11 protein-coding genes are annotated in these 10,739 nt (G+C 71.9%); 8 read left to right on the top strand and 3 right to left on the bottom strand.

Annotated elements, in window-relative coordinates; translation table 11 throughout:
- Nucleotides 1-270, bottom strand: a 270-nt coding sequence (locus VF592_RS14235) for an aldehyde dehydrogenase family protein (RefSeq protein WP_331006297.1), incomplete at its 3' end; no start/stop codon positions are given.
- Between the two features lie 150 nt (nucleotides 271-420).
- On the opposite strand from VF592_RS14235, the gene VF592_RS14240 reads away from it, so the two are divergent.
- The 6 genes from VF592_RS14240 to VF592_RS14265 all read left to right on the top strand — a co-directional run bounded on the left by VF592_RS14240 (nucleotide 421) and on the right by VF592_RS14265 (nucleotide 8,154).
- Nucleotides 421-1,416 (top strand): methyltransferase, encoded by a 996-nt coding sequence (locus VF592_RS14240; RefSeq protein ID WP_331006298.1) that lies wholly within the window; start codon nucleotides 421-423, stop codon nucleotides 1,414-1,416.
- A 1-nt stretch (nucleotide 1,417) separates the two neighbouring features.
- Nucleotides 1,418-4,174, top strand: a complete 2,757-nt coding sequence (gene cphA, locus VF592_RS14245; protein ID WP_331006299.1) for a cyanophycin synthetase — start codon at nucleotides 1,418-1,420, stop codon at nucleotides 4,172-4,174.
- Nucleotides 4,167-4,991: a cyanophycinase gene (locus VF592_RS14250; protein ID WP_331006300.1), complete on the top strand. Its 825-nt coding sequence runs from the start codon at nucleotides 4,167-4,169 to the stop codon at nucleotides 4,989-4,991. Before cphA ends, VF592_RS14250 begins: the two co-directional genes overlap by 8 nt.
- A gap of 84 nt (nucleotides 4,992-5,075) precedes the next feature.
- The gene (locus VF592_RS14255; RefSeq protein ID WP_331006301.1) at nucleotides 5,076-5,849 is read left to right on the top strand and encodes a histidine phosphatase family protein; all 774 of its coding nucleotides are present in this window, start codon (nucleotides 5,076-5,078) and stop codon (nucleotides 5,847-5,849) included.
- A complete protein-coding gene (locus VF592_RS14260) occupies nucleotides 5,846-6,724 on the top strand; it encodes an NAD(P)H-hydrate dehydratase (protein WP_331006302.1) in 879 nt (292 codons plus the stop codon). Before VF592_RS14255 ends, VF592_RS14260 begins: the two co-directional genes overlap by 4 nt.
- 89 nt (nucleotides 6,725-6,813) lie before the next feature.
- On the top strand, nucleotides 6,814-8,154 hold the full coding sequence (locus VF592_RS14265; protein ID WP_331006303.1) for a M24 family metallopeptidase: 1,341 nt from the start codon (nucleotides 6,814-6,816) through the stop codon (nucleotides 8,152-8,154).
- On the opposite strand, the gene VF592_RS14270 is transcribed toward VF592_RS14265, so the two are convergent.
- Together VF592_RS14270 and VF592_RS14275 are read right to left on the bottom strand one after the other, a co-directional pair.
- Complete coding sequence (locus VF592_RS14270; RefSeq protein WP_331006304.1) at nucleotides 8,155-9,183, bottom strand: SDR family NAD(P)-dependent oxidoreductase; 1,029 nt, start codon at nucleotides 9,181-9,183, stop codon at nucleotides 8,155-8,157.
- Nucleotides 9,180-9,428, bottom strand: coding sequence for a hypothetical protein (locus VF592_RS14275; protein ID WP_331006305.1), 249 nt, complete (start codon nucleotides 9,426-9,428; stop codon nucleotides 9,180-9,182). Before VF592_RS14275 ends, VF592_RS14270 begins: the two co-directional genes overlap by 4 nt.
- Before the next feature lie 73 nt (nucleotides 9,429-9,501).
- Here VF592_RS14275 and VF592_RS14280 point away from each other — a divergent pair, with 73 nt between their 5' ends.
- Both VF592_RS14280 and VF592_RS14285 read left to right on the top strand, forming a co-directional pair.
- A complete protein-coding gene (locus VF592_RS14280) occupies nucleotides 9,502-10,248 on the top strand; it encodes an SURF1 family protein (RefSeq protein ID WP_331006306.1) in 747 nt (248 codons plus the stop codon).
- Between the two features lie 152 nt (nucleotides 10,249-10,400).
- Nucleotides 10,401-10,739: DUF5681 domain-containing protein (locus VF592_RS14285; RefSeq protein ID WP_331006307.1), on the top strand; the 339-nt coding region annotated here is incomplete at its 3' end.

The raw sequence follows: 10,739 nt of genomic DNA on the forward strand, positions 1-10,739 counted from the left end.
GTGCTCGACCGAGAGCATGTGCGCGAGCGCGTCCATGTTGGCCTCGACCAGCTCCTTGAAGCGGAACATCACCCGCGCCCGGCGCTGCGGGTTGGTCGCCGCCCAGCCGGGCTGCGCCGCCAGCGCGGCCTGCACCGCCACCTCCAGCACGTCGCGGCCGCCCAAGGGCACGCGCGCCTGGACCTCGCCCGTGTTCGGGTCGAACACGTCGCCGTGACGCGTGGCCGGAGCAAGACCGCCGCCGACAATGAAATGCTCGATGATGCGCATGGCGGGTCCTCTCGAAAGCGTCTCGGGCGTTCCTAAGCACCGGGCGCGGGTCGGAGGCAAGCACCCTCGCCACGACCCGGCGATCGAAGGGAACAGCGGGGCGCGTAACGGGTTAAGCGCGTTCGGACCAGGCAGAGCGGTGACTTAACAATGACTTCGACTTCCGAAAGCGTGTTGGAACGGGCGAGCACGACGCAAAACGCGACCGACGCGACCCGAGACGCGCTGCTGGCGCTGCTCCGTCACCTGGACGGAACCGGATATCGCTTCGTGACCGCCACGCCCGGCACCCATGCGCGCGTTGTCGCGCGGGCCGATCGCCGGCGCGCGACCAATGTCCGCGACGCGCTGGGGTGGAGCCTGCCCTTCGCGCGCGCGACGGTCGGGGATGAATTGTTCGAACTGCTCCAGGCGGCGGGGGTGGTCGAGCCCGCCGGCGACGGGCTGTTCCGCGCCACCATCCGCGTGTCGAGCGTCCAGGGCACGCTGTTCCTTCATTCCGCCTATCCGACGATCGCGGAGGATTCGGTCTTTCTCGGTCCCGACAGCTACCGCTTCGCCGACCTGATCACGGCGCGCATGGGCGCGCTCGCGCCGGGCGCCCGCATCATGGATTACGGCGCGGGCGCGGGTGTCGGCGGGATCAGCGCCGCGCGCGCCGCGCCGGGCACGGCGCTGACGCTGGCCGACATCAATCCCAAGGCGCTGCGGCTGGCGGGCATCAACGCCGAGTTCGCCGGGCTCGACCACCGCGAGGTCGAGGCGACCAGCCCCGCCGATGTCGAGGGTCCGTTCGACCTGATCGTCACCCACCCGCCTTTCATGATGGACGAGGCGGGACGCAAATATCGCGACGGCGGCGACCTGTACGGGGCGAAGCTGTCGCTCGACTGGGTGCTGGAGGGCGTCGAGCTGCTGCGCGAGAGCGGCAAGCTCATCCTCCACACCGGCGTCTCGATCGTCGACGGGCGCGACGTGCTGCTGGAGCGCCTGCGGCAGGACCTCGACCCGAAGCGCTTCGGCTTCGGCTATCACGAGCTCGACCCCGACATCTTCGGCGACGAGCTCGACCAGCCGCCCTACGCCCAGGTCGAGCGGATCGCCGCCGTCGGTCTCTGGATCACGCGTCTGCCCAACCCCGCCTGACATGGAGCCCCAGCCGCTCCGCCTCGTCGAGCGCGCGGTCTATCGCGGCCCGCATCTTTTCAGTCTGCGCCCGATGATCCGCCTCCAGCTCGACCTGGGCACGCTGGAGCAATGGCCGAGCGACCGGCTGCCCGACTTCACCGACCGTCTGCTCGCCTTGCTGCCGGGGCTGGCGCGTCACGGGTGCAGCTATGGCGAGCCCGGCGGGTTCGTCCGGCGGCTGCGCGACGGCACCTGGCTCGGTCACGTCATCGAGCATGTCGCGCTGGAGCTGCAGAACATGGCGGGCCACCCCGTCACGCGCGGCAAGACGCGCGGGGTTAAGGGACGGCCGGGCGTCTACAATATCCTCTATTGCTACCGCGACGAGCATGTTGGGCTGATGGCGGGGGCGCACGCGATCCGGCTGGTCGCGTCGCTGCTGCCCGCCGATCTGGCGCGGGTCGAGAATTGGGCGGCGCTCGGCGCCGACGAGCTCGACGATCCGGGCAGCGTCCCCGCGATCATGGCCGCGCTCGCCGGGCCCGTCGCGGCGGCGCGGCTGGGGCCGACCACGCAGGCGCTGGTCGACGCGGCCCGGCGGCGCGGCATCCCCGCCATCCGGCTGAACGGGCAGAGCCTGGTCCAGCTCGGCACCGGCAGCCGCCAGCGCCGCATCCGCGCCAGCGTGACCGGCGCGACCTCGCTGATCGGCGCCGAGCTGGCGGGCGACAAGGACGCCGCCAAGGCGCTGCTCGACGCGGCCGGCCTGCCCGTTCCACGCGGCGTCGTGGTGCGCTCCGCCGATCAGGCGGCGACGGAGGCGCGGCGGCTGCGCTACCCGGTCGTGCTCAAGCCGCTCGACGGCAATCACGGGCGCGGCGTGACCACCGACGTCGCGGGCGAGGACGCCGCGCGCGCCGCCTTCGACCTGGCCGCGCGGAACAGCCGCGGCGCCAACCGATCGGTCATCGTCGAGCGTCAACTACCCGGCAACGATCACCGCGTGCTGGTCGTCGCCGGCCGGATGGTCGCCTGCGCCGAACGCGTCCCCGCGCGCGTTGTCGGCGACGGGAAGCGCAGCATCGCCGAGCTGATCGACCAGGTGAACCAGGATCCCAGGCGCGGGCGCGGCCATGCCGAGGTGCTGACGCGGATCCGCCCTGACGGCGCGATGCGCACCCTGCTGGCCGGCACCGGACGGACGCTTGCGACCGTCCCCGAGGCGGGCGAGGCCGTGCAGCTTCGCGGCACCGCCAACCTGTCGAGTGGGGGCACCGCGATCGACCGCACCGACACGATCCACCCGGAGAATATCGCCATCGCCGAACAGGCCGCGGCGGTGATCGGGCTGGACGTGGCGGGGATCGATTTTCTGTCCCCCGACATCTCCCGCCCCGTGCGCGAGACCGGGGGCGGGATCGTCGAGGTCAACGCCGCGCCCGGTTTCCGGATGCACCTCCAGCCTTCCGAGGGCCGACCCCGCGACGTCGCGCGCCCGGTGATCGAGGCGCTGTTCCCGCGCGGAAGCCAGAGCCGCGTGCCCGTCTTCGCGATCACCGGCACCAACGGCAAATCGACCACCGCGCGCATGGTCGCGCGCATCCTGGGCGAGGCGGGGATGCGGGTCGGCATGACGACCACCTCGGGCGTCTATGTCGACGGCCGACTGCTCGTCGCCGCCGACGCCAGCGGCCCCAGGAGCGCGCGGATGCTGCTGCGCAACCCGACGGTTGACGCCGCCGTGCTGGAGACCGCGCGCGGCGGCATCCTGCGCGAGGGGCTGGGCTTCGACCGCTGCGATGTCGGCGCGGTGCTCAACGTCACCGCCGACCATCTGGGCCTGAAAGGGATCGACACGGTAGACGAGCTGGCGCGCGTCAAGTCGGTGGTCGCCGAATCGGTCGCCCGGCGCGGTCACTGCGTGCTCAACGCCGACGATCCCATGACGGTGCGCATGGCGCGTCATGCGGGCGGGCGGCTCGTCTGGTTCTCGATGAAGGGCGGCGCGGAGGGCGTCGGGGCGATGAGCGCGCCGCTGCGCCGCCACATCGACGAGGGCGGGCTGGCGGTGGTGCGCGAGCCCGGCCCGCTCGGCGGCACGCTGGCGCTGTGGCGGGCGACGCACCGCGAACCGTTGCTGGACGCCGCCGACATCCCCGCGACGCTGGCGGGATCGGCCGAGTTCAACATCGCCAACGCGCTCGCCGCCGCCGCGATGACGGCCGCGCACGGGATCGACATCGACGTGATCCGCCGCGCGCTGACGCATTTCTCCAGCTCGTTCGAGGAAAGCCCGGGGCGGCTGAACATCCACGACGCCCCGCACGGGGTCCGCGTGATCGTCGATTACGCGCATAACGAGGCCGCGATCACCGCGCTGGGCCGGCTGATCGACACGATGCGCCCCAATCACGGCCGCGTCTTCGGGGTGGTGTCGATCCCCGGCGACCGGCGCGACGAGGACCTGCTGCGCATGGGGGAACTGGCGGCGGGCATCTTCGACGAGATCATGTTCCGCGAAGCGCCCGACGGGCGCGGCCGCCCCGCCGGATCGATCAACGCGCTGATGAGCGAAGGCGCGCTGAAAGCCGGCAAGGACCCCCGCCGCCTCCACCGCCTGCCCAGCGAGGAGATCGCGACGCAGGCCTGCCTGGAGGCCGCACGGCCCGGCGACCTGATCGTCATCATGCCTTCCGCCGTGGAGCGCATCTGGAACCAGGTGGTCTCCTACGTGCCAGGACCCGACAATCTGCTGGAGCGCATCGATCATGACTGACATCGGGCCTGAATCCGGCACCGAGCCCGGCCCCCTGCTCATCATCGGCGGGCGCGAGGACAAGACGGGCGACCGCGTGATCCTGCGCGCCATCGCCGAGCGGGTGCAGGGCCGCAAGCTCGTCCTGGCCACCGTCGCCAGCCGCGCGCCCGAGGGCTATTTCGACGCCTACGAAGCCGCCTTCGCCGAACTCGGCGTGACCGAGATCGTCGAACTCTATGTGCACGAGCGCGGCGACACGCTGGGCGGCCAGATGAACCATCTGTTCGAGGACGCGGCGGGCATCTTCTTCACCGGGGGCGACCAGCTCCGCATCTCCAGCCAGATCGCGGGCACGCCGATCGAGGCGGCGGTGCGCGCGATCCATGCGCGCGGCGGGCTGATCGCGGGCACCTCGGCGGGGGCGGCGGCGATGAGCGACACGATGCTGGTACGCGGCTCGGGATCGGTGTCGCACCGGATCGGCGATCTCCACATGGCGCCGGGGCTCGGACTGATGCCCCATATCATCATCGACCAGCATTTCGCCGAGCGCGGGCGGATCGGGCGGTTGCTGGGCGCGGTCGCCCAGAACCCGCGCGTGCTGGGCGTGGGCGTCGACGAGGACACGGCGATCCTCGTCACCGGCGCTACTTTTCGCGTGCTGGGATCGGGCGCGGTGACGGTGGTCGACGGATCGGGGGTGACCCACAGCAACATCGCCGAGGCGCGGCCCGAGCGGACCCTGTCGATGCACGACGTACGCCTTCATGTGCTCGCCACCGGCGACGGGTTCGACCTGGCGCTTCGCCGCCCGCTGCACCGTGCCGACGACTGACGGCGCGGGGAACCGCGTCCGCGCATGCGTCGTTCAACGGGCCATGATCCGGGAACATGATGTAACGGCGCCGAGGGCACCCATTTGACCCAGGCCGTGCCGCAGCGCTGGCCCGATATCCTGTGGATCGTCCGCCACGGCGAAAGCGCGGGCAATGTCGCGCGCCTCGCGGCCGATGCCGTCGGCGCGCACCGGATCGATGTGAGCGGACGCGACGTCGACGTGCCGCTGTCCCCGCGCGGTGAGGAACAGGCCGCCGCATTGGGCCGCTGGTTCGCCAAGGGAGAGGCGCATGGCCGCCCCGACGTGATGCTCGCCTCTCCCTATCTGCGCGCGCGAGAAACCGCGCGGCTGTTCCGCGCGGCGGGGGGCTGCGCGGCCGCCGAGCGAATCTGCGTCGACGAGCGGCTGCGCGAAAAGGAGTTCGGCGTCCTCGACGGGCTGACCACCAGCGGCATCGCCGCCGCCTTGCCCGACCAGGCGGCGTTCCGGCGGCTGCTGGGCAAATTCTATCACCGCCCGCCCGGCGGCGAGAGCTGGTGCGACGTGATCTTCCGCCTGCGATCGGTGATGGACACGGTGGCGCTCCACCATCCCGGCAAGCGCGTGATGATCGTCGCGCATCAGGTGGTCGTGCTGTGCCTGCGCTACGTCATCGAGGGACTGAGCGAGGAGGAGATCCTGGCCATCGACCGCGCGGGCGATGTCGCCAATTGCTCGGTCACCGAATATCGTCACGACCCCGCCCATGGCCGCGGCGGCGGGCTGGTGCTCCACCGCTACAACGAGACCGCGCCCGTCGAGGAAAGCCCCGTCGCGGTCACCGACGCGCCCGACCGGACGGGCGTCGCCGCATGACTCCGATCGAGCTCGACACCGCCTGGCGCGCGGCCAACCCCTTTCCCACGGCGCAGGGCGACACCGACAAGAATAGCCGCGGCCGCGTGCTGGCCGTCGGTGGTTGCCGCCAGGTCCCCGGCGCGATCCGCCTGACCGCGGAGGCCGCCCTGCGCGTCGGCGCGGGCAAGGTACGCATGGCGACGATCTCGTCGGCGGCGCTGATGCTGGGGGTGCTGTTCCCCGAAGCCGCCGCGATCGCGCTCGACGAGGACGAATCGGGGGAGATCGTCGTGCGGCCGGACTCGCCGCTGTTCGACACGCTGGACCATATCGATGTGGGCGTGATCGGCCCCGGTATGATCGACCGCGCCGCCGCCGGGCGGCTGGTCCAGGCGATCGCCGCGGCCACCCGCCCGGCGCTGTCGCTGGTCCTCGACGCCGCCGCCTGCGCCGCCGCGGGCGCGCTGGCGGAGGAGCTGGAGGGTTGTGCGGGGCGGCTGGTGCTCACCCCGCATGGCGGCGAGATGGCCGAATTGTGCGACTGCGACGCGGCGGCGGTCAAGGCCGACCCGCAGGCCCGCGCTCTCGAGGTGGCCCGCCGCTTCGGCGCGGCGGTGGCGCTCAAGGGCACGAGTACGCTGATCGCCGCGCCGGACGGGCGCCTCGTCCGCTATGCGGGCGGCGGGATCGGGCTGGCGACCGGCGGCTCGGGCGACGTGCTGGCGGGCGTGATCGGCGGGCTGATGGCCCGCGGGCTGCCCGCATTCGAGGCGACGTGCTGGGGCGTCTGGCTCCACGGCGAGGCGGGCCGCATCCTCGCGGGCAAGGTCGGCCCGGTCGGCTTCCTGGCGAACGAACTGCTGCCCGAACTGCCCGCGCTGCTCCCGCGCTGAACCGCTTCGCCCCGCGCGCGCTTTCGCCTAGACCGGCGTTCGGACAAGCGGGGAGCCGGACGATGCCAACGAGAACGAGCAGGCGTGGGATGATCCGGTGGTTCGCGGCCTCGGCCATGCTGGTCGCACACCCGGCCGTCGCGCAGGCGCCCGCCACCGACCGCGAGACGCTCCTCTCCACCCCGCCCCTCATCATGCCGCTCCGCGACCAGGCGCAGCTGCGCGACGCCTGGCTCGCCGAGCGCCTCGACACGATCGTGCCCCGGCTGATGCGCGAGCAGGGCATCGATATGTGGATCCTCGTCGCGCGCGAATATGCGGAGGACCCCGTCGTCCTCACCATGCTCGACGCGCAGAGCCTGCATGCGCGCCGGCGCACGATCCTCCTGTTCTTCGATCCCGGTGCGGGCAAGCCTGTCGAGCGGCTGACCGTCAGCCGCTACGGGCTGGGCGGGCTGTTCGCCCCCGCCTGGACGCCCGAGACCCAGCCCGACCAGTGGCGGCGCTTGGCCGAGCTGGTCGCCGAGCGCGACCCCAAACGCATCGCGCTCAACGTCTCGGCCGCGACCGCGTTCGGCGACGGGCTGACCCACAGCCAGCACGAGGCGCTGGTCGCCGCCCTTCCCGAACGCCACCGCGCCCGCATTGTCCCCGGCGAGGAACTCGCGGTCGGCTGGCTGGAAACGCGCATCCCGGCGGAAATGGCGCACTATCCCGCCATCGTCCGCACCGCCCACGCCATCATCGCCGAAGGCCTGTCGAACAAGGTCATCGCGCCCGGCCACACCACCGCCGACGACGTGACATGGTGGTTCCGCGAACGTATCGCCGCGCTGAAACTGACCACCTGGTTCCACCCCTCGCTCCACATTTTCCGTCAGGGTAAGGCGGCGGAGCTGAGCGGCAGCGAGGTGATCCGGCCGGGTGACATGCTCTGGACCGATTTCGGCATCATGTATCTGGGGCTGGCCACCGATACGCAGCACCTCGCCTATGTCCTGAAACCCGGAGAGCGCGACGCGCCCGCCGGGCTCAAGGCGGGGCTGGCAGGGGCCAATCGCGTCCAGGACGCGCTGACGGCCGCGTTCCGGACGGGGCGCACCGGCAACGACATGCTGGTCGAAGCACGCGCGACCGCGATCGCGCGGGGGCTGCGCCCGACCATCTACTCGCACCCGATCGGCCATCACGGGCACGGCGCGGGCGCGGCGATCGGTTTCTGGGACGACCAGTGGCCGGGCGAGCGCGGGGCGCACAAGCTGCGCGCGGACACCGCTTGGTCGATCGAGCTGTCGCACACCCAGGCCGTGCCCGAATGGGGCGGGCAGATCGTCCAATTCCGCACGGAGGAGGACGCCTATTTCGACGGGCGGCGCGTGCGCTATCTCGACGGTCGCCAGACCGGCTTTCACCTCATCCTCGCGAAGTGATCAGCGCGGGGCGGCGTCGCGCGCCCGCTTCTCCGCCTCCATCCGCGCGCGGACGCCGCCATCGACCCCGCGCCCGGCCTCCATGGGGCGGTATAGGCTGCCGGTCGTGTCGGGCGATCCCGCGGGCGCGTCGCGCATCTGCGCGTCGTGATAGATGTTCGCGGTGACGATTTCGGTCAGGTCGGGCAATATATTGTGCCCCGACACCGCGGCCTGCGCCTTCCACCCGACGGGCAGTTCCTCGCGCGGGTGGACCGATGCCCAGATGATCGCCTCCGCCACCTTGTCGGCCGGGTCGAGCAGGATCATCTGCGGCCGGTGGCCCGAATAATTGGCGGTGTGCGTCCAGAAGGGCGTGTCCGCGGCGAAGGGCATGACCGTCGCGACGCGGATGTGCCGGTCGAGCTTCTTGAGCCGCATCTCCTCGTTCAGCGCGCGGGCGAGACCCAATACGCCATATTTGGTCGCGCTATAGGTCGCCTGATAAGGCAAGGGCACCACGCTTTCGACCGACCCGACATTGACCAGCGTGCCATGCCCCTGCGCGACGAAGCGGCGCATCGCGGCGTGCGCGCCGTACACCACGCCCTTCAGGTTCACGTCGATCACCCGCGCCTGATCCGCGACCGGGATGCGCTCGAACGATCCGACCGCGCCGACGGCGGCATTGTTCACCCACACGTCGATCCGCCCGAACCGCGCCACCGCCGCCCCGGCCAGCCGCTCCACCGCGTCGGCGTCGGCCATGTCGGTGGGCACGACCAGTGCCTGCCCGCCCGCCGTGCGGATCTCGGCGGCCACCTCCTCCAGCAACTCGGCCCGCCGGGCGGCGAGAACCACATTCGCGCCCAGCCGCCCCGCCCGTACCGCCGCGCCCCGGCCGAAGCCGCTCGACGCGCCGGTGATGACATAGGTGCGCCCGGCGATACGCGCGGTGTCGCTCCGCCGCAGGCTGGTATCGGTCGCGCAGGCACCGAGGCCCGGCGCCGCGATCAGCAGCGCGAGCGCCAGCCGCGCCGCCCCCGTCACTCGGCCAGACCCTTGGGACCGGGGTCGCGGTCGCCCGCGCCCTGCGCCGGGCTGCCCTTGGTCGCGGCGGTCGCCCCGGTCGGCGACGGCCCGGCGCCGCCATGTTCGTCGTCGTCGAAATCCTCGCCCGGATTGCCGCCGCCCGCGCCGACGCCGCTGCCGCGTACCTCGCCGTTGCGCAGCACCCGGGCGCGGCGGCCGTTTTCGGCGGGAATGTCGCGTTCGACGCGCGGATCGTCAGTCATGGCAAACTCCTTCGCCCGTCAACGGCGGCTGGGCGCGGCTGTTCCCGGGCGCGGGATCGGATAGGATAGGGCGGTGAACGGGGAAGCCAGGACCGGGCCGACGGGGCCGTCGCGCAGGGTATGGGCGATCCTGTTCGCGCTCGGACTGGTGTCGATGACGGGCTTCGTCGCGCTGGGTAGCTGGCAGCTGGCGCGGCGGAGCTGGAAGCTCGACCTGATCGCGCGGATCGAGGCCCGCCTCGCCGCCGCACCGGCCCCGGCACCCGGCCCGGCGCTGTGGTCGCGGATCGACGCGCCCGGTTTCGAATATCGCCGGTTGCGCGTCACGGGACGCTACCGCCATGACCGCGAGACGCCGGTCCGGGCGGTGACCGCGCTCGGCTCGGGCCGGTGGGTGATGACTCCCCTCGTCACCGATCATGGCTGGTCGGTGCTCGTCAATCGTGGCTTCGTGCCCGACGGCGGGCGAGCGCCCGCGACATACCAACCGGGGTCGGTGACCATCACCGGCCTGTTGCGCCTGAGCGAACCGGGCGGCGGCTGGCCCCGTGCCGACGATCCGGCCGCCGACCGCTGGTATGCCCGCGACGTCCCGGCGATCGCCCGGCGGCGCGGGCTGACGGGCGTCGCCCCTTATTTCATCGACGCCGACCGATCGGCGAGCGCCGGCGCGTGGCCACGCGCCGGGTTGACCGAGGTGCGCTTCCACAACCACCACCTAGCCTATGCGCTCACCTGGTTCACGCTGGCCGCGTTCGTCGCGGCCGCGCTGGCGTTGGTCGCGCGCATCGATCGGGAATGGTGGGCCACGCAGGCCTGAGCGAACCGGTCTCAGCGTCCGCGATTGCGTGCGCCTCCCGGTCATAGGCTCGATCCGCTATCGGTGCATGGAGTGGCGACACGGCCCTGCATCGCCTGCGCGAAGCGACCGGGATGAGGTCGCGTCCGAGCGCGGCGAAGCGGAGGCGGATCATGTCGGAGGAGCAGATGCCGAACGACGGGCCGGCTGAAGAATTCGGGGCCGCGGAGGAGCGGGTCGGTTGCGGCGGGCCGCCGGCGCAGCATCAGTTCAAGCCCGGCCAGTCCGGTATCCCGCGCGGGCGCCAGAAAAGTGCCAAGGGCCTGAAAAGCGAGTTGCTGGGTCATCAACGAGCAGGCGACGATCACCGTCGACGATCCGGTGCGTCGGCACCTGTCGTCAAGGTCGTGCTTCTGTCAACTCCGCTATTGAGCAGCGGGTCGAGCGGGCGGGTGACCTCGGACCCTTGGGCGGGGGTGGTGGCGGTGCCGGTGGCGACCGCGGTCGGCCGC

It is taken from the genome of Sphingomonas sp. (genome assembly GCF_036388435.1).
Lineage (GTDB): Bacteria > Pseudomonadota > Alphaproteobacteria > Sphingomonadales > Sphingomonadaceae > Sphingomonas.

What these genes read in the sequence shown, in the direction of transcription:
- VF592_RS14260 (WP_331006302.1), top strand. Translation starts at nt 5,846, where the DNA reads ATGACTCCGATCGAGCTCGACACCGCCTGGCGCGCGGCCAACCCCTTT.
- VF592_RS14240 (WP_331006298.1), top strand. Translation starts at nt 421, where the DNA reads ATGACTTCGACTTCCGAAAGCGTGTTGGAACGGGCGAGCACGACGCAA.
- VF592_RS14275 (WP_331006305.1), bottom strand. Translation starts at nt 9,428, where the DNA reads ATGACTGACGATCCGCGCGTCGAACGCGACATTCCCGCCGAAAACGGC.
- cphA (WP_331006299.1), top strand. Translation starts at nt 1,418, where the DNA reads ATGGAGCCCCAGCCGCTCCGCCTCGTCGAGCGCGCGGTCTATCGCGGC.
- VF592_RS14265 (WP_331006303.1), top strand. Translation starts at nt 6,814, where the DNA reads ATGATCCGGTGGTTCGCGGCCTCGGCCATGCTGGTCGCACACCCGGCC.
- VF592_RS14250 (WP_331006300.1), top strand. Translation starts at nt 4,167, where the DNA reads ATGACTGACATCGGGCCTGAATCCGGCACCGAGCCCGGCCCCCTGCTC.